Annotated in this window: 19 protein-coding genes; 15 read left to right on the top strand and 4 right to left on the bottom strand. The window is 49.0% G+C overall.

Annotated elements, in window-relative coordinates; genetic code table 11:
- Positions 1–122 precede the first annotated feature (122 nt).
- From CHH60_RS23175 to CHH60_RS23185, 3 genes are all read left to right on the top strand, one after another.
- Positions 123–1,136 carry a YhcN/YlaJ family sporulation lipoprotein gene (locus CHH60_RS23175; RefSeq protein ID WP_095361360.1) on the top strand — a complete coding sequence of 338 codons (1,014 nt, stop codon included), beginning with the start codon at positions 123–125 and terminating at the stop codon, positions 1,134–1,136.
- Positions 1,137–1,383: 247 nt separating this feature from the next.
- Positions 1,384–1,608, top strand: a complete 225-nt coding sequence (locus CHH60_RS23180) for a helix-turn-helix domain-containing protein (protein ID WP_017692532.1) — start codon at positions 1,384–1,386, stop codon at positions 1,606–1,608.
- Positions 1,609–1,821: 213 nt separating this feature from the next.
- Positions 1,822–2,361: a DUF4303 domain-containing protein gene (locus tag CHH60_RS23185; RefSeq protein WP_095361361.1), complete on the top strand. Its 540-nt coding sequence runs from the start codon at positions 1,822–1,824 to the stop codon at positions 2,359–2,361.
- Positions 2,362–2,517: 156 nt separating this feature from the next.
- Here CHH60_RS23185 and CHH60_RS23190 read toward each other — a convergent pair whose 3' ends face one another.
- A complete protein-coding gene (locus CHH60_RS23190; protein WP_095361362.1) occupies positions 2,518–2,865 on the bottom strand; it encodes a hypothetical protein in 348 nt (115 codons plus the stop codon).
- A gap of 216 nt (positions 2,866–3,081) precedes the next feature.
- Between CHH60_RS23190 and CHH60_RS23195 the strand changes: the two genes are divergently transcribed.
- From CHH60_RS23195 to CHH60_RS23210, 4 genes are all read left to right on the top strand, one after another.
- On the top strand, positions 3,082–3,945 hold the full coding sequence (locus CHH60_RS23195) for a MurR/RpiR family transcriptional regulator (RefSeq protein ID WP_095361363.1): 864 nt from the start codon (positions 3,082–3,084) through the stop codon (positions 3,943–3,945).
- 1 nt (position 3,946) lies between these two features.
- Positions 3,947–4,675, top strand: a complete 729-nt coding sequence (gene nagB / locus CHH60_RS23200) for a glucosamine-6-phosphate deaminase (RefSeq protein ID WP_095361364.1) — start codon at positions 3,947–3,949, stop codon at positions 4,673–4,675.
- Positions 4,672–5,886, top strand: a complete 1,215-nt coding sequence (nagA, locus tag CHH60_RS23205) for an N-acetylglucosamine-6-phosphate deacetylase (RefSeq protein WP_176476175.1) — start codon at positions 4,672–4,674, stop codon at positions 5,884–5,886. Before nagB ends, nagA begins: the two co-directional genes overlap by 4 nt.
- Positions 5,887–6,042: 156 nt before the next feature.
- Positions 6,043–6,414 (top strand): hypothetical protein, encoded by a 372-nt coding sequence (locus tag CHH60_RS23210; RefSeq protein ID WP_095361365.1) that lies wholly within the window; start codon positions 6,043–6,045, stop codon positions 6,412–6,414.
- A gap of 678 nt (positions 6,415–7,092) precedes the next feature.
- On the opposite strand, the gene CHH60_RS23215 is transcribed toward CHH60_RS23210, so the two are convergent.
- On the bottom strand, positions 7,093–8,448 hold the full coding sequence (locus CHH60_RS23215; protein WP_095361366.1) for a dipeptidase: 1,356 nt from the start codon (positions 8,446–8,448) through the stop codon (positions 7,093–7,095).
- A gap of 219 nt (positions 8,449–8,667) precedes the next feature.
- On the opposite strand from CHH60_RS23215, the gene CHH60_RS23220 reads away from it, so the two are divergent.
- From CHH60_RS23220 to CHH60_RS23255, 8 genes are all read left to right on the top strand, one after another.
- Positions 8,668–11,070 (top strand): AraC family transcriptional regulator, encoded by a 2,403-nt coding sequence (locus CHH60_RS23220; RefSeq protein ID WP_176476176.1) that lies wholly within the window; start codon positions 8,668–8,670, stop codon positions 11,068–11,070.
- A gap of 335 nt (positions 11,071–11,405) precedes the next feature.
- Positions 11,406–12,335, top strand: coding sequence for an ABC transporter permease (locus CHH60_RS23225; protein WP_164764292.1), 930 nt, complete (start codon positions 11,406–11,408; stop codon positions 12,333–12,335).
- 37 nt (positions 12,336–12,372) lie between these two features.
- A complete protein-coding gene (locus CHH60_RS23230) occupies positions 12,373–13,260 on the top strand; it encodes a carbohydrate ABC transporter permease (RefSeq protein WP_095293262.1) in 888 nt (295 codons plus the stop codon).
- Between the two features lie 19 nt (positions 13,261–13,279).
- Complete coding sequence (locus CHH60_RS23235) at positions 13,280–14,791, top strand: extracellular solute-binding protein (protein ID WP_095361369.1); 1,512 nt, start codon at positions 13,280–13,282, stop codon at positions 14,789–14,791.
- A 205-nt stretch (positions 14,792–14,996) separates the two neighbouring features.
- On the top strand, positions 14,997–18,335 hold the full coding sequence (locus CHH60_RS23240; protein ID WP_095361370.1) for a glycosyl hydrolase: 3,339 nt from the start codon (positions 14,997–14,999) through the stop codon (positions 18,333–18,335).
- A 25-nt stretch (positions 18,336–18,360) separates the two neighbouring features.
- Positions 18,361–20,022, top strand: a complete 1,662-nt coding sequence (locus CHH60_RS23245; RefSeq protein ID WP_176476177.1) for a glycoside hydrolase family 43 protein — start codon at positions 18,361–18,363, stop codon at positions 20,020–20,022.
- On the top strand, positions 20,000–20,821 hold the full coding sequence (locus tag CHH60_RS23250) for a polysaccharide deacetylase family protein (protein ID WP_095361371.1): 822 nt from the start codon (positions 20,000–20,002) through the stop codon (positions 20,819–20,821). The genes CHH60_RS23245 and CHH60_RS23250 overlap by 23 nt, the downstream gene beginning before the upstream one ends.
- 11 nt (positions 20,822–20,832) lie before the next feature.
- Positions 20,833–23,058 (top strand): glycoside hydrolase family 88/105 protein, encoded by a 2,226-nt coding sequence (locus tag CHH60_RS23255; RefSeq protein WP_255248060.1) that lies wholly within the window; start codon positions 20,833–20,835, stop codon positions 23,056–23,058.
- A gap of 148 nt (positions 23,059–23,206) precedes the next feature.
- Here CHH60_RS23255 and CHH60_RS23260 read toward each other — a convergent pair whose 3' ends face one another.
- Together CHH60_RS23260 and CHH60_RS23265 are read right to left on the bottom strand one after the other, a co-directional pair.
- Entirely contained in the window at positions 23,207–23,692 is a 486-nt protein-coding gene (locus tag CHH60_RS23260) for a hypothetical protein (protein ID WP_095361372.1), read from the bottom strand.
- A 134-nt stretch (positions 23,693–23,826) separates the two neighbouring features.
- Positions 23,827–24,702: a DUF72 domain-containing protein gene (locus CHH60_RS23265; protein ID WP_095361373.1), complete on the bottom strand. Its 876-nt coding sequence runs from the start codon at positions 24,700–24,702 to the stop codon at positions 23,827–23,829.
- Positions 24,703–24,799 lie beyond the last annotated feature (97 nt).

Here is a 24,799-nt window from a genome sequence, read left to right on the forward strand (position 1 = left end):
GTTGGCGCCGTTTTTTCGTTTATTTTGTGCAGGTAGAGGTTCCAGATCCTTTCAGCATATCGGGTACACCAGAAGTGCATCCTATCCTTGTGACCAAAACCATACACATTGGAGGATGAGACATGCCAGCAGCCAAAAAGGCGAAAGCAATCAGCTTATCATTGTCTACTGCAATTTTTGTAATGGCCGGACTGACAGGGTGTGGTGATGGCCGGGATAACAACAATATGCAAACCAATAATGCGGGTCAGGAAGTTCGCGGGCTGAACCGTTATGGTGTGGAGACCAATGGAATGGATGGCATTCGTGCCAAGAGTTATCGCATGCACAATGTCACTGACCTGAAATCCAGTGACGAACTGGCTAAACGTATTACCGAAATGAAAGAGATCAAGTCGGCCAATGTACTGTTAACCGACCGTAACGCTTATGTTGCTGTCCGTTTAACAGACGGTCATGCCGGCAAGATGGATAGTCAATCAAATCGTAACGGGAACCATAACAGCACGATGAACGGTACTTTGCGGAATCGTGCGAGTGGAACCATGCGAACGGAGAGCATGAATCAGGATATGGGTGGTATGCGCGTTCATGCGGGCGACGGAACGATGTCACCATACACGACCAGTGGTATTGCGCCAGGATTGAATACCGGTTCGGCTACAGACCGCAGCCATATGGGGAATGACCGCAGCATTTACGGAACAATGGGTACCGGAACCTTCGGCATGATGCGCGGGCTCACGAACACGGGCAGAGAACGTACGATGAGTGATGGCCATTATGGAATGCAAAGTGAAGGACAAGGCGTAGGACAACGTCAGGACAGCTCGGATGACAACACGTCTGAAGAGATCAAAGGCAAAGTTGCGGCAAAAATCAAGCAATTTGCACCGAATGTAGAGAATGTCTATGTATCGGCAAACCCGGATTTCGTTGATCATGTGCAGACATATGCCGACGATATTCGTAACGGCAAGCCAGTTAGCGGTATGATCGACACGTTCCAGTCCATGGTTGAGCGTATCTTCCCGACTAATGCCATGGATCAGCGTCGTGATGGAATCCTCGGCGATGGCATGATGAACCGTAACAATAACAACAATGATGGCATTATGAATCCTAATCATCGGTAGAAACAGCTAAACAAATATGCCTTTGCGCGGATGGGAACATCAGTGGCAAAGGCATATTTTATATCGCAACATCTAAGAAAAAGCAGAACTACATAACGGTGTGTATCTTCCATTACGAAGGATCAACAAATGGCAGCCCATTTTTTTCATAAAACTGAACCATCGCCCTTGACCTGACATAAGATGAGTTGACTGTATCCCCTTAACCTTGTTACACCAACACAACCCGAGCAAGGAGGGGTGAACATTGAAGGGTATCGATCATAAAAGCAAATTTTTGTTGACCCACCGTGAACGCGAAGTATTCGAATTGCTGGTTCAGGACAAAACGACGCGTGACATCGCAGGGCAGTTATTCATCAGCGAGAAAACGGTGCGTAACCATATTTCGAATGTGATGCAGAAACTCAATGTTAAGGGTCGTTCGCAAGCAGTTGTAGAGCTGATTAAGCTCGGAGAACTGAAGATCTGACGCGAATAACAGTTAGGATGTTGAAGCAGCATGAAAGCCTTTCTCTATTCTCCAATGGTGAAGAATGGGGCAAGGCTTTTTTGCTTTTTAGGACGGGGTAACCAATCATAAAGTGACAAGTCAAAATCAAGTGATAGCGGTTGCCCCCATTGTTAAAATCAACCATAATAAGCTTATAGATCATGACTACATACGAAATGAGAGGAAAGAAAAATGGATCACTTCTTAAAGGAATTTGAGGAAAAGTTTAGAGCCGGCTTTCTTCCCGATCTGGAGCAAACGCTGCAAGAGATGCAGCATGAAAAAGTATATGCTTGCGCGTTTGGAACAGACAGTGACTGGATCACCCTGTTTATGGCAGCAAATACGGAGGAATCGCTTGCGAGGCATATTGCCAGGATGAAAGAAGAAGACCTGTGTGACAGTGAACAGGATGAAATCTACTATCGATGGGGCTGCTCAGAATATCAGTATGGAGGAGATACGCATTTCAACCATATCAGCCGATTGTTGTATGCAACGGAAGATGTTCAGAATTATAAGGATGAGATGATACAACTGATTGCTAAGGTCGTGAATGAAACACCTGATGAATTTTTTGCCCGTTACGGACATTCCAAGGCAGACATTACGTTCTTCATATCCATGACCGATGATGATGAGGCTGAAGAACTGGAAAATCAATCGGTTGTATTGATGACAGAAAGTAGCCTGGCCAGTGAGTTTTTGAAGCGGTATGACGGTCTGGAGTAGTTTATTGATTTGAGACAAGATAGCCTTGCCACACAATGTATAAGATGAGTTAACGGAATGGAATGAAGTATATTTGGGTTCATTTCAAAGTCTTTCCCTGTTCTTAGTCGGATTAGGGAGAGGCTTTTTGTTATAACCTGAAAAGAAATGATCCTCCTACATAAGGCTGTTTTCTCGAATAAACAATCTCCATGATCTCTTCGAAAAAGGCTGATAAAAGAGCTGCTCCAACGCCTCGTACCGGGCCTCATCCAGATGCAGATAGAGCGCCTTTTTGGCGATTTTGGCAGCTGGTTGCGAAGCAGACTTCCGACTTGCCGCTTTTCGCCTGACCGGAATATGAAACTGCAACAAATCCTCCAGGCGATCCCAGCCTTCCCAGCTCATTCTTCCGCCACGTTTCCAGTCGATTGCATACAGGGCATAATAGTTCCGACCACCGCTTTGTTTGACAGCAATAACCCAGGAGGAAGGGATGATCTTTTGTTGTTGTCGTTGATTCACTTGGGGGTGCTCCTTCGTTGATCCATAGACTGCATTCATCTCTTACTATAAGCCTTATGACTTGTCTGCTTCAAGAAGCGTCGTTCTAAACTTTCATTTTGAACATGGAGTAAATTCCCTTGATTTGCAGATCGAGCTTGATTAAAATGAAGTTATAAAAATTATTTTCTTAATTTATCATAAAAATATAAAAATTATTTTCAGAGGAGTATGCTCATGGCAGCCATCATACATGCCTTACAGCAAGAGCTGGATGGACTTCCATCACAGGAACGGCGAATTGCAGAGGTTATTTTGCAATCTCCGTCGGATATTCCCGGCTGGACGATTAATTACCTTGCAGAACAAAGCGGTACCAGTCCGGCAACGGTCACCCGTTTCTGTAAGTCCTTTCACTTTAAGGGCTTCCCGGATTTCAAAATGAAGCTCGCCGCAGAGCTGTCTCATTCAACAGACAAAACGGCTTATCAGGATATCGTGGCAGGCAATCCGTTGTCCAAAATTGTGGAGGCCATAGAGGCCAACCACCTTGCCTCCATTGCGGATACTACCCGGCTGCTGGATTTGGGTAGATTGGAGCATGCGGTTCAGCTATTATGCCAAGCCCGTCGCATTGACCTGTACGGGGTTGCGACCTCATCCATCGTGACACAGGATTTCTATCAGAAACTCGTGCGAATCGGCAAAAGCTGTACGGCCTTTTCGGATTCACATATGCAGATTACGTCAGCTTCCTCGCTAAGTGAAGGAGATGTGGCCATGGCCGTGTCCTACTCGGGTGAAACGCCTGAGACCATCGATGCCCTGCATTGCGCCAAACAGGCGGGAGCTGCAACGATCTCACTTACTTCCTACGGTAACAACAAGCTTGCCGGAGTATCCGATATTCCGCTATTTACGTCTTCACTGGAAGAGGGCATGAGACGGGGAGATATGGCTTCCCGGATTGCGCTGCTGCATGTCATTGATATTTTGTTCACAGGCATGATGAGTGCCGATTTCGACCGCTTTATCCCCAAACTGGAACAATCGTATCACAATGTGCAGTCCTATCGAGTTCAACAACATGGAGGTGCGTGAGATGAACATTCGTATTTTTGAAAATGAAGAAGACCTTAATGCTACAGGTGCTGGCCTGATTGCCAGCTTGCTGCAAACGAAACCACGGGCTGTGCTCGGACTCGCAACGGGAAGTTCTCCGGTGGGCATTTATAAACAGCTCATTAGCTTGTATCAGAAGGGTTTGGTGAGCTTCGCGCAGGCTTCTTCCTTCAATCTGGATGAGTACGTCGGGCTTCCGGTGGAGCATCAGGAGAGCTATCGGAGCTTCATGAATGAGCAGCTCTTTCATCATATTGATATCGATCTGGCGAAAACGCATGTACCAAACGGGCAAGCAACCGACTTGGACCAGGAATGTGCCATGTATGAACAGCGGCTGGATGATCGCGGACCTGTAGATCTTCAGCTGCTGGGTATTGGACACAATGGTCACATTGGCTTTAACGAACCGGGGGATGAACTGACCGGACGCACGCATGTGGTGGATCTGAAAGAAGAGACCCGCAAGGCCAATGCCCGTTTTTTTGCAAGTATTGATGAAGTGCCTGCTCAGGCCATAACGATGGGCGTAGGTACGATTCTGAAAGCCAAACAAATTTTGCTGATCGCCCGCGGTGAGGAAAAGGCTGAAATCATTCGCGAAGCCTTCATGGGGCCGATCACTACCCAGTGTCCTGCGTCCTTGCTGCAATGCCATCCGAATGTGGTTGTACTGCTGGATCGTGCTGCCGGGAGGTTGGTAAAATGAACGGAACTGACATAGCCCAATCCAAAAAAGAGAGCGGCAGCCCCATTTATCTTCTTCGCGGTAAAATGGTACTGCCTGAAGGTCTGGCGCAGGATGGCCTGCTCGCCTGGACGGAAGGGAAAATCATATATGCTGGGTCACTGGAAGGTCTGCCGGCATCCATTCGTGATCAAGCGGTAGTCTTGACTATACCCGATGGGGGCGTTATCGTCCCCGGGTTCATTGATATCCATGTCCACGGTGGTTATGGAGAGGATTTCATGGATGCGAGCCAAGAAGTGTTGGACAAGATTACTTCATTTCACAGCACGCAGGGTACAACCGCCATGCTTGCAACGTCCATGACTGCTCCGAAGGGCAGACTGGATCAGGTGCTCGCCGAAGTGGACCGTTATCGTTCCAAGCCCATGCCATACGCGCAGCTTGAGGGTGTGCATCTGGAAGGACCGTTTTTCAGTCCAAAATGGCCTGGTGCACAAAATCCGGAGCATATCGTACTGCCCAATGTTTCATGGCTCGCAGAATGGGAAAAAGAGTATCCCGGCCTAATTCGCCAGGTTACGCTGGCACCAGAACGGGAAGGTGCACTTGAAGTCATTGCATGGCTGCGTCAGCAGCGGATTACAGCAGCGCTCGGTCACACGGATGCGACATACGAAGAGGTGGAGCGAGCAGTTGAAGCCGGGCTGCATCACGCGGTACATACGTACAATGCAATGACTCCGCTGCATCATCGTAATCCCGGGGCCGCGGGAGCCGTGCTGAGTGATCCTAGAATCAGCGCTGAAGTGATTGCTGATGGAATTCATGTGCACCCTGCGGCAATATCCATCCTGGCCCAGCTCAAGCAGTCTGCCGATCAACTCGTGCTGATCACAGATGCCATGTCCGCTGCCGGGCTGGAAGACGGGGAATACAAAATCGGCGACTTGCCCGTGATCGTGAAGGAGGGCGTAGCCAGATTAAAGGATGGCGGCGCCCTCGCTGGAAGCACACTAACGATGATTCGTGGCTTCCGCTATCTGGTACAAGACGTGGGCATGAGCCTGAGCGCAGCATCTCGCGCAGCCAGTCTCACCCCGGCACGCCTGCTCGGAATCGACCATCGCACCGGTTCCCTGGCTGCAGGGAAACAGGCAGATATCGTTTTGCTTAACCAGGAATTGGGTATTGAGAGTGTATGGGTTAAAGGCAGACTGATTGGCGGTTAGGGTGTTTGGTGAGGGAAAAGAACAGAACTTTATCATCAGGACTAAGATTGGAAGCATGACGGTTTTCCGCTGGAGAGGCAATCGGGTGAGTAATATGTTAAACTAGTCTCAAAAAAAGACGGGATCTGCGGATCACGCATAACGGAGGCGTGAAACATGGAACGTAACGCTATGCTCGAGTTCGATCCATTCCTCACAGAGCTGGCGGAAAAACTGCACGTGCACGGATATTATGCCTTTTATGGTGAGCATTACAATGAAACCGATATGGAGCAGTACCGCAGACACTTGTTTAACTCATTCCGCAATATCGTATGGGTAGAGCTGGATGCACGCAAAAAATATATGATTGTCGATCATCGTGGACGAAACACCGTCATGAAATTGATCGATGGCATGCTGAATACCCGTAGAACACTGCGGGCCAATCAGAAGATGGCGGGGACAGATACGTCCAATGTTCAGCAGGAGATTACCCATCTGACACAGATGGTGCACAAGCTAAGATTTACGACATTTAGAACATAAGTGATGTAAACCAAGAGAGACTTCCCCAAGGGGAGTCTCTCTTTTGTATTGCCACAGCCTAACGAATCCACACCATCTTATCGCAAGGCTCCGTACGGTATGCCGAAGATAACGAACTCCAGTCACGTTAATACAACGTTTACCTATTCGGGATACGTCCACAGCATGGAATAACACGTCTCTGATACGTTAACCCAACCATCTCATAGTAATCAGCCTAATAACGCTCGCTCAGTTCGTTAAATGGTCTACTGCCCGATTAAACATTAACTTCTATTCTAGCGCTACTAATTCTAACGACAAAAAGAGTGTCCCGTCATAATTCAAACGGGACACTCTTTTTGATTGCACTTAACCTCTATCCACATGTAAAGATAGCCTCGATCGTAAATTAAGTTACGGGAAATGCTGCAAAAGAAGTGAAGGGAACGAAATCGACCCAAATAAAAGCGACAGCCGTTAGGGCCATCGCTTTTATTTGTTATTCCTCTATCTAACTTAAGTTGGGTAACTATTTACACGATTAACGGAGCGGGGAGAAAAAGGCTGAAGAAGCGGATCGTTCGCGTTTATCACCGGAACTTCTCCTTTGAGAAAGGGAATCAAAGAAATCCGGGGATAACAGCGATCGGAAGCTTGTTCTCCCTGCGTAGTGTCCTCGTGTAACGAGTTTCAACTTTACAAGCTCTTCAAGAATTGTACAATCGTCAACAAGCCTTTATCAAAGTTCTCCAGGTTGAAGTGTTCATTTGGTGCGTGCAGGTTCTCGTCCGGCAAACCAAAGCCCATCATCACGGCAGGTACGCCGAGTACACGGGAGAGCTTCTCAACGATCGGGATGGAACCGCCATCTTTGGTAAACAGGGCACGAACACCATACACCTGCTCGTAAGCGTCAGCCGCTTTTTGCAGGATCGGATCGGTCGGATCGGTATTGAACGCAAAGGCTTTCTCGATTTGTTTCACATGCAGCGTGGCACCTGGCTGTACGTGTGCACGCAGGTGTGCTTCAATGCGATCCAGCACCTGTTGCGGGTCTTGGTCAGCAACAAGGCGGCATGTGATTTTGGCATGAGCCTCTTTTGGAATGACAGTTTTGGTACCTTCACCCTGGAAGCCGCCCCATACACCGTTCAGTTCCAGCGTTGGACGTGCGCCAACACGTTCCACGAATGAGTAGCCTTCTTCACCGTACAATTGTTCCAGTCCAAGATCCTGGCGAAGCTGCTCTTCATTGAAGCCTTGCTTCACGAACTCTTCTCTCATTTCCGGTGAGAGGGGGAGAACGCCATCATAGAAACCATCCACGCTCACGCGGCCTTGCTCATCATGCAGCGAAGCGAGCAGGGATACGAGGGCATGCAGTGCGTTCGGTACACCACCACCGAAGGAGCCGGAGTGCAGGTCGGTGTTGGCCGTATTCAGATCCACCTCAAGCGAGCAAAGGCCGCGCAGGCCTGTGGAGATCGCCGGTTTCCCTTTTTCGAGCAGGGAAGTATCGGAGATCAACACCATGTCTGCACGAAGCTTGTCCGTATTGTCATTCAGGTAGATCGGCAGGTTCGGGCTGGAGATTTCCTCTTCGCCTTCGATGCAGAACTTCACGTTAACCGGAAGTTCCTTGTTTTCAGCGAGCAGGGCTTCTACTGCTTTAATATGTAAGAAGATCTGTCCTTTGTCATCTGTCGCCCCACGTGCGAACAGTTTTCCGTCCCGAACAGTAGGTTCGAAGGGAGGCGTGTCCCACAGGTTAAGCGGATCGACAGGTTGTACGTCATAGTGTCCATAGATCAGTGCTGTTGGTTTGCCAGGAGCATGCAGGTGGTCAGCATAAACAATGGGATGTCCAGCGGTTTGAATAACCTCTACATTTTCCATGCCTGCACGTGTCAGTGCATCTGCCGCCCATTGTGCAGCACGGTTAATATCCTCTTTATGCGCCGAAATGGCCGAAATACTGGGAATGGACAGCCATTCATTCAGTTCTGCCAGATGTTTTTCTCTATTCTCCTGAAAATAAGCCTGTTCTTTCATTAAAAAAAGCCTCCTTCATGTTTTGCTTTATCCTATTGTAATCCATTTTGGCATCTTAATAAAACATTGGTTAAAAAATGATCGGCTGTGTACCGTTCCATTCCGCCGGAAATTGTGAGTATAATACAGGAAACGGATTTCATCCATATTTTCTCAGCAGGGGAGTTGGGGAAGTTCCCATGATAGTGAGACCACATGCAAGCAGGCAGGTGAATGATGATGGAAACGACTAAAAGAGAGAGGCCGCCAGGTCGATGGGTGCGTTTGCCCCGATTTACTCCTGGACGCCATAAAGGACGTTTTTACCGGAATAGCCTGATGATTATTTTGCTCATTGCCAGCATCCCCGGATTAATTACAGGAATCGTGATGTACCAGCTGGTTGTTGGCAGAATGGAAAATGAATTCAATCGCATGCATCAAAGCCAGATCGAGAATCGGGCACGCAATGTGGACGACCAGCTGGCCTACCTGGAGATGACCTTGTCGCATTGGGCCTTTGAACCAAGGTTTGGCAATGCACTGCGAACCCTCGACTTTGTCTATTATTTTAATGAAACGCAGGAGATCGTCACTACTCTATATGTACTGGAAGGGTCACATCCTCTAATTAAGTCTGCACAGCTGTATTTGCAGGAACCGAAGCCGATCCTGTTTAACCGGGAGTATAACGAATTATTGGATGATGCGAAAATAAAAGCCTATGACCGTTACCTAGCCATGGGCAATCATGTGTACTGGACAGACTGGGTATCAAACGCAAGCATTGAACCAGCAGCAGCCTTGAATAGCAGCCTGCTGCATACCGATGCAGGCAACGCGCTGGTTCTGGTACATAAAATCCCGGGCGAGCATAATAATCCATTCGGTGCACTGATCATTACCCTGGACAACGAGAAAGTCGCCAGTTTATTGAAAACGCTTACCCCCTATGACGAAGGCCTAACCTTTCTTATGGATCAGGAAGGCCATACGCTGGTCACCGGTAATCCGGGAGGGGCCCAGCAGGATTCTACCTTCGAACAGCAGCTTAAGGAAGAGGTTGCACAACATGCTGAGAGCACGTCCTTTTTGTTCAAATATGAAGATCAGACCTACTCCGTATCCTACGGCTCCTTAAGCCGAATTGATTCCGAATGGACGTATGTCTCCGCTGCACCGCTGACATCTGTGACATCACCAGTGAAGCTGGTATCCAAAATTATTGTTATTGCGAGCGCAGGCAGCCTGCTGCTGGGGCTCACGTTATCCTGGCTTGCTTCACGGCGGATTTACTCCCCTGTGGCGAGAATGCTTCATCTACTGACACCAGGCAAACATGAGGCTCAGGCCAATCCGAGGCTGGACGAATTCCAGCTGCTGGAACAGCAGTGGAATGAGCTGACTTCCCGGAGTCTTACCGCACACCGTCAATTGCAGGAGCAGCTGCCGCATTTGCGTGACAGCTTTGTACTGCAGCTGGTTCAAGGACACTTATATGCCTACAACGAGGAAGACCTCCAGAAGCGAATGAAGAATCTCGGATTCGAAGTGGAGGGCCAGCAATTTTTGCTGCTGCAAATGTATTTCACGGGTTATGCCCGGCTGCAGGGACGATTTGGAAGCCAGGATACCGGCCTGGTGACCTTTGCAGCTGTAAACATCATTGAAGAGGTGGCCAAAAGCTATTTTAACCAAGTCAGTATGATGAACTTTCATGACCTCTCATCAGCCATGCTTGTCATTGCACCGAAGGATGAACAGCTCAAGCCCCAAGCATTGCTCTGGGGTCAGGAACTGATTGAGGTTATTGGGCGGACGCTTAAAATGAACGTCACGGTCATGATTAGTCACTCCGCTGATTCCCTGCATGAGCTGCCCGGCATATTTGTTGAGATGGAACAGGCGGTTGCTTATCGCAGCATAGAGGAAGGGAGTCAGATACTCGATCTGGAAGATGAGCAGTGTTTTCGAAGAGCGGAAGAAGCCGCTTATCCGCTGGGCTTGGAACGCGAGATGATTCAGGCAATCAGGCTCGGCAAGCAGGAGGAAGCGGATCGGGTGCTGGAACAGTTTATGGGCGAAATCGCCCGGACGGGCAGTACCGAGTTTCAGGTGCAGCAGATGATGCTGCAGCTGCTCGGAAGTGTTCAGCATATGATGCTGCAGACGGGGGTAACACCTTATAAGCTGTTCGGAGGTAGCAATATGTACGAGCGATTGTCTGCAATCCGCGAACCTGAACAGATGAAGCAGTGGATGATGAGTAAGGTGCTGGTACCCTATATACAGGAAATCGAGATTCGATCGCAGGAACCGCTCAAACAGGTGGTGGAACGGACGATGCAGTATATGGATGAGCATTATCGTAACGAAATCTCACTGGAAGGCTGCGCAGATGCAGAACAGATGACACCTTATGCGCTCAGCAAAGCCTTCAAGCAAGTATCGGGCATGAACTTTATTGATTATTTGACAAAGGTCCGAATGGAGGCGGCCAAACAACTGCTGCGTGAGACAACAATGAAAATTAATGACATCGCAGCTGCTGTTGGTTATCAGCATAGCTATTTTAATCGCATCTTCAAAAAACAGGAGGGGGTAACGCCAAGCCAGTATCGGGATCAGTGGTTTGGTAAATGATCTGTGTACCACCTTGCTGTCTCACCGGGATCCGACTCATCGGATTCCGGTTTTTCTTGTTATGAAGGAGGATGAAAACAAAGAAGGATAAGGCTGCAAAAATGTGCAATGGGGTATTATGCAAAATGTCCAAATTGAAGCAAAAGTGGCGTCATAGCGGGCTTTGTGGCCTCTCCCAGTACATGAGCAAAAAATGAAGGTTGCCGGAAAATGGGGCTCTGTATAGTCTGAATTACAAGTTTAATTGATAACGCTTACATAAATAAGGGAGGGGAGAGATTATGAACGGGAAGACCGAATGGAATGGAAATACCGCAGCGGCAGCACAGGCGGAAATGGCCACCATGCCGATGAAGCGAGAGTCCAACTGGAAGAGGCAGATCAAGCGCAACAAATGGCTTTACGTGCTTGTGCTTCCCGGATTTCTGTACTTTGTTATCTTTAAATATTTGCCCATGTGGGGAATCGTCATTGCTTTTCAGGACTATCAGCCTTTTCTCGGTATCAAGAACAGTGAATGGGTGGGCATGGAGAACTTTACGACCTTTTTCTCCAATCCGGACTTTTTCCGGTTACTGCGTAACACGCTGGTCCTTGCCATATATGATCTCATATTCTTTTTCCCGGCACCGATCATTATCGCCCTTTTATTAAATGAAATCAGGATAGCTTTCTTCAAAAGAACGATTCAAACGCTGGTGTATGTACCCCATTTCGTGTCCATGGTGATTATTGCCAGTATCACTTACGTCTTCCTGACCCCTCAAGGCGGGGTACTGTACGACCTGATTGCCTGGATAACTGGAAAGCCAATTGATGTATTATCCAGTCCGGGTTCGTTCCGTCCACTTATTATTATTCAAATGATGTGGAAGGAGATGGGCTGGGGAACAATCATTTTCCTGGCCGCACTCGCAGGCGTGGACACCGAGCAATATGAGGCCTCCATTGTGGATGGTGCGGGACGATTGCGACGCATGTGGCACATTACGCTGCCGGCGATTCGCACAACCATTGTCATTTTGCTAATCCTTAGACTGGGGAACTTTTTGGATACGGGATTTGAACAGATTTATCTGATGACCAATTCGCTTAATCGCGACGTGGCCGATGTATTTGATACCTATGTCTATACGGTAGGGATTACACAAGGGGCATTCAGCTACAGTACTGCAGTAGGATTATTCAAATCGGTGGTGGGTATCATCCTGGTGCTCGGCAGCAATAAACTTGCCAAAAGATTTGGTCATCCAGGGATTTATTAAGCAGGCATTCTGCATGAATTCATAAGGAGGAAAGCCCATGAACAGCCGTCTATACAACAGCCCTGCCGGCAAAGTATTTGATATTTTCAACTACGTCATGCTGGGTATCCTGGGCATACTGACTGTCCTTCCTTTCCTGTATATTATAGGGAATTCGTTCGCGACCGAAGCCGAGATTACGGAACGCAGCTTCTTTCTCATTCCGAAAGTCTTCTCCTTCAGCGCGTATGAATATATTTTTTCTTCGTCCACCATTTTTCGCAGCATCGGCGTCTCCGTATTTGTGACGGTAGCAGGGACGCTGGTCAATCTGTTCTTCACGCTGACGATGGCTTATCCGCTATCCAGAAGCGACTTCTGGGGACGCAACGTCATGATGAATATGGTGATCTTCTCCATGCTGTTCGGCGGAGGAATGATCCCAACGTATCTCGTCATCCGTGGACTAGGATTGCTCGATTCTTACTGGGCCCTTATGCTTCCTGGCGCAATCAGCGCATTTAATTTAATTGTTGTCAAAAACTTTTTTCAGCAAATGCCGCCCGGGCTGGAGGAAGCGGCCCGTATCGACGGTTGCTCGGATCTCGGGGTACTCTGGCGAATTGTCCTGCCCTTATCCAAACCGGTGATTGCCACGTTTGCGTTATTTTATGCCGTAGGGCATTGGAATAACTTCTTCTCGGCACTCCTGTACATTTCCGACAGTGACAAATGGCCGCTGCAGGTGATGCTGAGGCAGATTGTGCTGCTCTCGCAGGCAAGCGTTGGGGATATGGCCAATATGGATCCCAATTTCGTACAGCCACCGGAACAGTCCATTAAAATGGCCGTCATCGTGGTAGGTACCATTCCGATTTTGCTCGTGTATCCGTTTTTGCAAAAGCATTTTGCCAAAGGTGTCATGTTAGGCTCAATCAAAGGCTAAAAGCCAAGGGGGAGAACGTATGGGACAGAAAGCGGGAATCAAAAAAACAGCACTTGTACTTTCGGCAACATTGTTACTGAGCACGGTTCTGGGAGCTTGCTCCACGGACAAAACCAACGATACGGGCGAAGCGGCTTCAGGTGGAACCGATCAAATTACCATCATGCTTCCGAACTTTGAAGCGGAAAATCCGCCTGAAAAAAGTCCAGTCATCCAGAAACTTGAGGAATTAACCAAAGTGGATGTGAATCTTCAATGGGTACCCAGCAGCTCTTATGAGGATAAATTCAACATTACTCTGGCTTCGGGCAAACTGCCCGACGTGATGGTTGTGCTCGGCAAATCCCCAAGCTTCATTAACGCTGCACGTACCGGGGCTTTCTGGGAGCTGGGGCCTTATCTGAAAGACTACCCGAACTTGAGCCAGATGAACGAAATTATTACGAACAATGCCTCCATTGACGGAAAAACCTACGGCATCTACCGGGGAAGGCCGCTGGGACGTAACGGGATAACGATCCGGAAGGATTGGCTGGAAAATCTGGGTCTGGAAGCACCCAAAAATCTGGACGATCTTTATAATGTGCTGAAAGCATTCACTACAGATGATCCGGATGGCAACGGCAAGGATGATACGTACGGTTTGGTAGCGAGCAAATTTAACGGACCGTGGGACAACATGCAAATCTGGTTTGGTGCACCCAACAAATGGGGCGATGATGGCAGCGGTAATTTGATTCCTGCACACGAAACGCCTGAGTATATGGAGGCACTGAAGTTTTTCCGTCAGATTTACAGCGAAGGTTTGGTGAACAAGGACTTTGCCGTGATGGATGCGACCAAGCTGCCAGATCCGTTTGTCAACGGGCAGGCGGGTGTCATGATTGATGTAGCGGATAACGCACAGCGGATGGAGCAAAAAATTCTGGAGAAGGACCCATCGGCCACAGGACGGGTGGATGTGCTTCAGGCGGTGGAAGGACCGAAAGGGCTGCGTGACATGCCAACCTCAGGCTACTCCGGTATGATTGCCGTCTCCAAAAGTGGTGTCAAAACGGAAGAAGATCTGAAAAAGGTGCTCGCATTCCTGGATCAATTGAACGAACCGGAACTTCAGGCACTGTTGTCCAATGGCCTGGAAGGCAAGCAATATGAGAAAAAAGGGGAATATGTTGTTCCGACCACCGACAAGCTTGCACTGCGAGATCTGCAGGGTCTGAACCAAATATTGATGTTCCTTCCGGAAGACCGTGCCTTCCGGGTTGAACCGACGCCGGTTCGTGAGAAGGTGGCAGAGGTACAAAAGGCCAACGAGGAGATCGTTGTTCCCAATCCAGGAGAGCCGTTGATCTCTGACGTTTATGCACAGAAAGGGCCCCAGCTGGATAACATTATCAACGATGCCCGTATCAAATTCATCGTGGGACAGATTGATGAGAAGGGATTCCAGGATGCAATCGCACTGTGGAAAAGCAGCGGCGGTGATGAGTACGTGAAGGAAGTCAATGAATTGTACGCTGCATTGAAGTAGTGAATATCCAGAGCCCGGCAGCCGTACGTAAGTACAACAGAAGCTGTCGGGCATTTCCATCTATATCAATTTTTTAAAACATTTTGTATTTACAGGCTCCCTAACCGCTTATTTTAAGGTATAATCTTAGCCAAACAAACGTACATGAACATAAACGAACCATAATGGAAAATGAAAAGACTTTTTTAACAGGGAGGAAAGCGACATGTGGAACGGGGAGGCATTTGCGAATCCCGCCGCGCAGTACCGGATTCATCCCTTCTGGTTTTGGAATGGGGATATGGAGGAAGAGCAGATCAAACGGCAAGTGAATGAAATGTCATCACAGGGTGTGGGCGGTTTTTTCATTTGTCCGCGTCAGGGGCTGCAGATCCCCTATCTGTCGGATGCTTGGTTTGATAAGGTTCGGATTGCGGTGGAAGCAGCCGAGACCTGCGGCATGGAAGTATGGCTGTATGACGAATACCCCTATCCTAGCGGCATGGCAGGTGGTGAGGTCACCCTGGATTTCCCTGAAGCCAAGCAGCGCCAGCTTGTGCATTATCAGCTGCATGTGCAGGGCGGAGAAGCTGTGAGTCATGAGTTGCCATGGGGACGAATTCTGGTTGCCAAAGCCGTTCCAAGAGACACAGAGGGTAATCGGTTATGGGATGAGTCGATTGATTTACGGCATAGCATCGGCAATATCCAGACCGATCAGGTCTATCAGGAGACGGGTCTGACGTCTTATAATCGCAAGCGATTTTTTACATATCGCACGGCTTTCCGCCTGGTGTGGGACCCCCCGGCAGGTAATTGGGATGTAGTCCTGTTTCAGGAAGTGGAGATGGACGATTTCAAATATTACGGCAATTTTGTTGACCCGTGCCACAGGGAAGCGATGAGCCGTTTTATTGAACTTACTCATGACCGATATGCGGCGGCTGTTGGAACTCATTTTGACAGCGTTATCAAAGGCATGTTCTCTGATGAAATTGCACCGCTCGGACGTATTCCCTGGTCTCCTCAGCTGCCTGCATATTTCCGCGAACGCTGTGGATACAGTCTGATTGATTCGCTTCCTGCCCTGTTATACGGCGATGTTCCGGACTCAGCCCGTATTCGGTATGACTATTATCAATCGCTGCATCTGCTTCTCAGGGAGTCATACCATCAGCAGGTGCATGACTGGTGCGAGGATGCGGGAATCCAGTATGCCGCAGAGGTTCCAGGGGTACGGATGACGACTCAGTTGTTCAGCCATATGCCCGGGGGAGACTCCGCACATGAGAAGATTGGGCGCCCCTTATCCTGGATTCTGGAACGGTACGGCAAAAGAATGCGTGATAATCCGAAGATGGTCAGCTCCCTGGCCAGACAGCTGGGCCGCAGCCGTAATTTGATCGAGTGCTTTCATAGTGTGGGCTGGTCAATGACGCTGCAGGATGCGAAATGGATGATTGACCGGATGGCTGCCATGGGCACGAATTTCTATAATTTCCACGCTTTTTTCTATACGATTGGCGGGTTAACGAAGCATGATGCACCGCCATCCCAGTTTCTGCAGAATCCATACTGGAAGCATTTTCGTCAGCTTGGAGATTACACGGGACGAATAAGTTATCTCATGAGCACGGGGGCAGCCGATATTCGGATTGCCGTTCTCGATCCGACGACCACATTCTGGAGCCTGATGGGCAATCCTCTGCATGGGTTTGAATACAGCGGTGAAGATGAAGCCGAACGGGCGAGACTGGAGCGGCTTGCGAATGATTGGATGCGAATTGGTGTGCATTTGCTAGAGAACAGACGCGACTATGACCATCTGGACCCTGAGCTGCTCGCCGAAGCCGAACTTGCGGGTGGAACGATTCGGATTGGTGCTGCCAGGTACGAAGTACTTATCCTTCCGCCGATGCTGAACCTGGAGGCGGATGCCTGGAAGCAGGTTAGACGTTTTGCTGAGCAGGGAGGAACCGTCATATCAGTCGGACTGCCTCCGTACATCGCAATTCAGGAAGGAAGCCCAGTAGGCAATGAAGCAGCGAACTTCTTCGGTGCAGGGGATAAACCCGAGGAAGAGTATTGGGGTCATTCCCGGGAAACAAGGCAAAGCAGCAGTGAATTAATGTGGCAGCAAGGGGAGGGAGAAGCCTACTTCCTTCCGGTTGGTGCAGGTCAGGGGGATGATTCAACACTTGAATTGATCTCGCTGCTGCTGGACCAGGTGCTGCCAGAGCCTATCTGTTGGATTATGGAGGAAGAGAGTGCTTCCTTGTTAATGCAGACCCGTCAATTATCGGATGGTGAATATATGGTGTTCCTGTCCAACCAGGAGGGGCGGCAATTAAAGGGACAATTGAAGGTCGTTGCCAAGCGGTTATGGAGCAGTACGGATGTCTCATCGGATAAACGTGTGCTGGCAGAGCGGCTTAATCTGGAGACAGGAGAACGGGAAGTCTTGCCGCTGACCAGCAGCGGAGGTGAATGGTGTATTTCACTCGGGTTTGCCGGGTATGAAGCACACGCTGTGCGGCTGACTCTGCAAGCAAAATCTTCTGAGGATATACCGGGTAACACCGGTCAGACTGAAGTGGCTGCACCATTCAAGCCTGATGCTGTACATCTGCCATCTGCCCCCATTATTTTACCTGTAGAAGGGCCATGGCGACTGGAGGCCATTCAGCCCAATACCCTTCGAATTGGACAGTTCCGTCTTACGGCAACGAATGACAATGGCGTGATCTTGGAAAACAAGCATGCAGGCGTGAAGCCTTTTATCGATCAAGCGGCTGAATTGTCGGGACATCATCACTTGCCTGTTCAGTTTAATCAGGTATTTGGCACGCCGAAGAAAGCGACAATTGCCTATCCGATTCAATGCCGGTACACCACAGCTTTTGAACTGGGAACGGCTTTGCCCGAGTGCAGCCTATTTATGGATCGAGCAGCCATTGCAGGGGCATGGATCATGGAAATCAACGGCAAAACGATTGGTCCTGATCAATTTGAGTCCATTGAGATCACAGATTATACCAACATTAGCTGTGATATCAATGAGTGGCTGCGCACAGGCTTGAATGAAATAACGATTACGGTACAGGTCACGAAGGATGAGGAAGGAATTCTCGATCCGCTGTATTTGCAGGGACGGTTTGGCGTGGAGTTTCATCACGAAGGGATGGTCTCTTTGGTCCGTGAGCCCGATACAGCCATTCGGATCACGCCTGAGCCGCAGCCGCTGTACCCGTATTATGCAGGAGAGATGAGCTATAAACGCAGCTTTTGGCTGGATCAGCTTGACGCGGATGCCGAATCCTTTGAACTCGAATTCAGTGAATGGCTTGTGCAGGATGTGGCGGAGGTTCTGGTCAACGGTCACAGCCTTGGCGTGCGATGCTGGTCTCCGTATCGCTGGAGTGGAGAAACGTCCTGGCTCCGTTCAGGAGACAACGAGATCGAAGTACGCATCACCAATACGTTGATTGGTCTGCTCGAAGGTACCTATTTTGATTCGGATAGCCATAGTTTGCATGAGACTGGTATTGGATTAGTTGAAGAATAAATTTGGAAATGTGAAGGAGGAACATATGAGTACAACCCAATCAGGACAGGAAAAAATGGCACCCATCTGGGTCGCAGATCAGGGAGACGGGACGTATCGCAACCCCATATTGCATGCTGATTATTCTGACCCTGACGTCATTCGTGTCGGCGAAGATTTTTATATGACCGCTTCAAGTTTCTCGCACATACCCGGGCTGCCCATTTTGCATTCAAAGGATCTGGTGAACTGGAAACTGGTGCAGTACGCCATTCAGCGGCTGGATCTGGAAGGGTATGATGTACCGCTTCATGGCAAGGGAGTATGGGCACCAAGCATCCGGTATCATGACGGGAAGTACTGGATTTTCTTCAGCACGCCGGATGAAGGCATCTTCATGACAACGGCAGATCACCCCGAGGGCGAATGGTCGCCTCTTCATCTGGTCCATGAGGTGAAGGGCTGGATTGATCCTTGCCCATTATGGGATGAAGATGGTCAAGCCTATTTGGTGCACGCCTTTGCTAAGAGTCGCACAGGCATAAAAAGCAAGATTAAGGTGTGCCGTATGGCTCCGGATGGAAGCAGGCTCCTGGATGAAGGGCAGATTGTTTTTGACGGTACAGCCCAACACCCTACGATTGAGGGGCCGAAGTTTTATAAGCGGGACGGGTACTACTACATTTTTGCCCCTGCCGGGGGTGTGAAGCCTGGATGGCAAACCGTTTTGCGTTCCGAGCAGGTGTTTGGTCCTTATGAGGACCGGATCGTTATGCATCAGGGAGCTTCCAATGTTAATGGTCCTCATCAGGGGGGATACGTGGAACTGGAATCAGGAGAGTCATGGTTCATTCATTTTCAGGATCGGGATGCGTATGGCCGAATCGTTCATCTTCAGCCGATGAAGTGGAACGAAGACGGATGGCCTGTCATTGGCGTAGATCGTGAAGGAAATGGAACAGGTGAGCCTGTGGATGTGTACATCAAACCGGATGTGGGTGCTGCCTACCCGATTACTGTGCCTGATGTTTCAGATGATTTCCAAAATGATCGCATAGGGGTTCAGTGGCAATGGCAGGCCAACTCCCGTCCCGAATGGGCAGAGGTTGTTCCGGACAAGGGACTTGTACTACATATGCATCCTTACCCTGAAGGCATACAATCCCTATTCGGCGTACCGCAGCTGCTTATGCAGAAGCTTCCTGCCTCCGCCTTTGAAGCAACAACCAAGCTGACCTTCTTGCCGAAACGGGAGGGAGACCGAGCGGGGTTCATTGTATTTGGTGATGATTATGCTTGCCTGAGTCTGTCTCAGACGGACACTGGAGCAGTCAGATTGTCCCTGCTCCGCGGAGCCAAACAGCCTGACAACCATTTGCATGCGGATGAATCGGAAGAAACCGGACTGGATTGGAGTGAGCATGGTTCACCGGAAACCGGTTGGACCATTCATCTCCGCTTTTCGCTTGAGGAACCTGCTCGCTGCCAGTTTAGCTGGAGTAAGGACGGAGAAGACTTTCAGCCCATTGGTGCACCGTTTAGGGCAACAACCGCTCTCTGGGTTGGTGCGAAGATGGGGGTTTTTGCTCTAAACACGCGATCTGCGAATCGTGGAGGCCAAGGCGTTTTTCGATATTTTGAGGTGAACGAAACGGTGGAAGAACAGGGTAAGGAGGAGGACCAAGATGGGACATCGCATTCAGTTTGATCGATATCCTGGTGGTGTGATGAAGGCACTGACGCTTAGTTATGATGATGGTGTGGTCCACGACCGGAGGCTGGTTCATATTTTTAATCGTTATGGACTGCGAGGTACTTTCAATCTGAACTCCGGTACGCTCGGGAAACCGGGGCGAATTGAACCGGAGGAAGTCGCTGAACTGTACGCTGGGCATGAAGTGGCTGTGCACACGGTTACTCATCCTACATTGCCATATGTACCGGATGAGCTGTTGAACGAAGAAATCATGGAAGATCGCCGAGCACTGGAGCAGCTTGTTGGTTATCCGGTGAGGGGAATGGCCTATCCCAATGGAGGGTTTGATCGCGAACTAAGCACCAAACTGGAATGGTTAGGCCTGGACTATGCCCGGACGGTTGAATCCCACGGCAGATATACGCTGCCTGAACGCCCGCTTGAATGGCACCCGACCTGTCATCATATAAATGACCTGGCAGCGCATGCCGAGCGTTTTATCCAGCATTCCAAAACGGGTACACCGCTCCTGCTCTATGTTTGGGGACACAGTTATGAATTCAATGATAATGATAATTGGGAGATCATTGAGCAGTTTGGCGAGCAGATCGGCGGCAGGGACGATATATGGTATGCAACGAATATCGAGATCATTTCCTATTGGAAAGCGGTCAAACGACTGGAATGTTCAGCGGACCGGTCCATCATCCATAATCCGTCAGCCATATCCGTCTGGTTCACGGCAGATCAGCAGGTCATTGAAGTGCGTGCAGGGGAGACATTGCGTTTAACCGAACGAATCAAGGTATAGGGAAGGGGCTGATGATCATTCGCTATTTTCATGCAAACGAGTCGATTGCAGGTAAGGTGCATCATTCAATTCCGGATATTCTGACGACGGTAGCCCAGCGTTATATCGGCGATCATCCCAAACATTCTTTTTTGTTCCGGGCCTACCACCGTGGAGGTTTCCGCAGACTGGGGGATTACCGTTACGATCTGAACCTGGACGACAAGTGGCCTGAAGCGAGTGCAGGGCAGTACGTATACGTATGGGGCAAGTTATGGAGTCAGCAGGAGACTACGCTGAACACAGGCCTGAACTGCTACAGTCCAGTAACGATTTATGTCAACGGGGAAGAGGCTTTCAAATCCGAGCTGCTGCAGGAATTATATCCCGAGCGAAGAACCCAGATTCCGATTTCTGTGAAGGTTGGCTGGAATGACGTCTTGCTTTGTTTTGTCAAAACAGAGGTTGGATTCGGCGGTATTTATGGTACCGCTTCCTTCAAGAATTTCCCGCTTCATTTCCTCACTCCGGGAGTGGACCGGCAAGGTCAGGAGGGCTGGCTGTATTCTGAGCCTCTTGATGAACCCGTAACCTTAATACCCCATGATGGAATGACGGAAGAAGAAACAGGGCTTTTCTGGTACCCACGAAAAGAATGGACAGAAGAAGAGCGAGAGGTCGGCACTTTCGCGAGGATCTTTGGTACAGAACAACCAGCCTTGGCCTACGCGTGGACCAAGCTGGATGTAACATTGCCGGGATCATCTCCTGTAGTATTGCAAGGTCAGCATGTAGGTGCCCTTCAATTGTACCTGGACGGTAAGGAAGTATATACCTCAGACAAAAGTGGACCTTATCGCGTGGAACTGCCGCGTCGTTATGGATTATCTGATCTGGTCGTACGAGGGGAAACCAAGGCCGGGGAGGCCCATTGGGGGTTCACGCTGGAATCGCCCGGGGACTCGGGTTCAGATGGCTGGAGATTGAGCTCTCCGCATCCGGTTGCCGGCAGTTCAGATGTATGGCTGTATACCGGGAAATTTGCTCCGGGTTCCGCACCTTCACCCACAGATATTGTCGTGACCGATACTGTTTTTGATGATGGATCGAAAGGAGTCTATTGGCATGTGGATCAGCCGAATACGAGTGTTCGCCCATATCTCGAAAATACACATTACGGAAAATGGAATTATCCTTTAGGGGTTACGCTGCTTGGACTTCTGCGTATCGGACAGGAGCTGAATCGTGACGATTACATCCAGTATGTTCGAGAGCATATCGGCCTGAGTACTTCGTTCGACCGTTACGGTCTATGGGACCGTGAAACCTACGGTGCAGCAGGAATTAACAACCAGTTGTCAGCAATCGACAGTCTGGATGATTGTGGTTCGTTTGGATCAACACTGCTGGCTGCGATGGAACTGGGAGACATTCGCGGGGGCCGAGATACGGCAGATCGCATTGCCCGTTATATTACGGATGAGCAGGAACGGCTGGAGGATGGAGCCTTTTATCGTGTTCGCGGAAGCGGAGAGATGCGTCACGAAACGATGTGGTGTGATGATCTGTACATGAGCACACCATTCCTGATGCGTTATGGTCAGCTGACGGGCAATACGGCGTATTGGGATGATGCTGTTAACCAGTTCCTGTTATTCCGTCAATATCTCTATATTCCTGAGCAGCAGATCATGTCGCATGTGTATGATTTTGTGCGTGGGCGGGCAACAGGCATTCCATGGGGGCGTGGAAACGGTTGGGTTCTCTTCTCCCTGACCGAGCTATTAAGCATTCTGCCTCAGGATCATGCAAGGCGTTCGGAATTGCTGAGCTTCTACCGTGATCTGTGTCAGGGATATTTGGCGCTGCAAGGGGAAAATGGCCTGTGGCATCAGGTGCTGAACCGTCCGGACTCCTATGAGGAAACCTCATGCACGTCGATGTTCATCTACGCGTATGCCCGTGGAATTCGCGAGGGATGGCTTGAGACACCTGCGCCATATCTGGAAGCTATCCGCAAAGGATGGGAAGGCATGACAAGGCTGTCCATTGACTACAAAGGCAATATATATGGCGTATGCCGCGGGTCGGGTTATTCCTTTACCGCGCTCTACTATCGGGACGATCTGGGCTGGATTCTGAACGATACTCACGGGATCGGCATTGTACTCCTGGCAGGGATTGAAGTGCATAAAATGAACCAGCAGCTCAGCGGGATGGAGATTACTGAAGAAGAGGGTACGATGCAGAAGGCTTAAACAAATTTATAAATTAACTAATTATATGAGGACTATTTTAGGGGGGATTTCACCTGTAGTAGTCCTCTTTTTGTGATCTTAATTATATGATTTTATACTTTATTGAAAGAAGGGAAACTTTGATTCTCAGCGCATATGTATTTCGACATCATTGATTATCAGTAAAAAGTTTGTCAACAGAGGCAAGAAATGTATCATAATCAAATGAGCTGGTTACTTCGTATCTTTGATAACCTTTAGTACTCCCAATTGATATTTGTTTGCTATTATCAACTCCAAAGTTGACGATTTCTTTATGATCGCTCTTTTCATAGACATAAATGTTATAGATATAAAGCGAGCTTTTATCTTTAATTGGTTTACTTATTTTCTGAAGTTCAAGAATTGATAATTGATTTAATATGTCCTGAAAGCGATCCATATCCATTCGAAGTGTTTGAATTTCTTCAGTTGTCTCTGGCGAACTAGGCACACGAACGATAGTTAGATACGCTTTATCCACATTATGGACTTCGTCAAGAACAGCCTTTTGGAAGGTTGTATTCAAAGTAATAAAATAATAAATGGCAAACGCAGCGACAGTAACGACCACTCCTATAACTCCACCCATAAGAGCACGATTCTGTTCTCTCATTAGTCACTTCCTTGTTCGAGGTTCCAAATACATCATCAGTTTAATCAATGAATGTCTGAAACGAATGAATTCAAGCTTAAAGAACTCACCTCCAATCGATATGTCATTGCATATAATGGTTGTGCCCAGATTTTTTAAAATAGCTCCAGCTGCTCAGGCCCATCCTCTTCCTCGTCAGGTGTGCGATCTGGAAATGGTCGGAGCGGAATATCCAGCAGTTCCATCATCATTTGTGCATTGGCTGCTGCATCGCCACCCGAATTGTTATTGAAAATCACATAGACATCCTTACTCTGCTCATGCAGCTGTTCCAGATATCCTTTCCATTCCATCAGCTCTTCCTTGTTGTACCGATACAAGTAACGGGTCTCCCGCCAGTTGGGTGCACCGTTCTGGTGCCAGCCTGACACATTGCGTCCGTGCATCCGCACGAGCGTCATCTCCGAATCCGTCGCCTGCGGTACAATTGGAATGGAGCCTGGGCCCGCCTGCGGCTCGTCACAGACACTGTGAATCCAGCCTTGTTCCCGCAGAAAAGCAAGTGTCCGCTCACGCATGCCATCCTCGTACCAACTGCGATGGCGAAACTCGAGCGCACACGGAATGCCTTCCATTCGTAATTTCACCTCACGCAGCTCGTTAACGTTATCACGATTACAGTCAAACCACGGCGGATATTGGAAAAGGGCTGCCCGCATTTTGCCGGCTTCCATTACCGGCTCCAATGACTCCCGAAAAGCCTTGTACATGTCTGAGGTACTAGTGAAATAAGGTTTGCCCCTTAGATGCCCGGTCATCCCCTGATATGCTTTGACGATAAACGAAAAGTCATCCGGTGTTTCAGCTGCCCAGCGTGCCATTCGGTCCCGAGGCTGAACAGCATAGAAGGAACTGTCGACCTCTACGGTTGAAAAGTACTGTCCATATAAACGCAGCTTGTCCTTGGCTTTGGTACGATCGGGATACAGATCATCATGATCTCCCCATCCTGTGAGTCCAATATGAATCATAAGTAACACCTCCTGCTGTTTCTGTCTATATATAGTCCAATTGCAATCCAAGTGGTATGCCTCTGGATGGTTGGACTATATACCAGTCGTCAGGTAA

Origin of the sequence: Paenibacillus sp. 7523-1 (assembly GCF_002276415.1) — a bacterium.
In the GTDB taxonomy this organism is placed as follows: domain Bacteria; phylum Bacillota; class Bacilli; order Paenibacillales; family Paenibacillaceae; genus Paenibacillus; species Paenibacillus illinoisensis_A.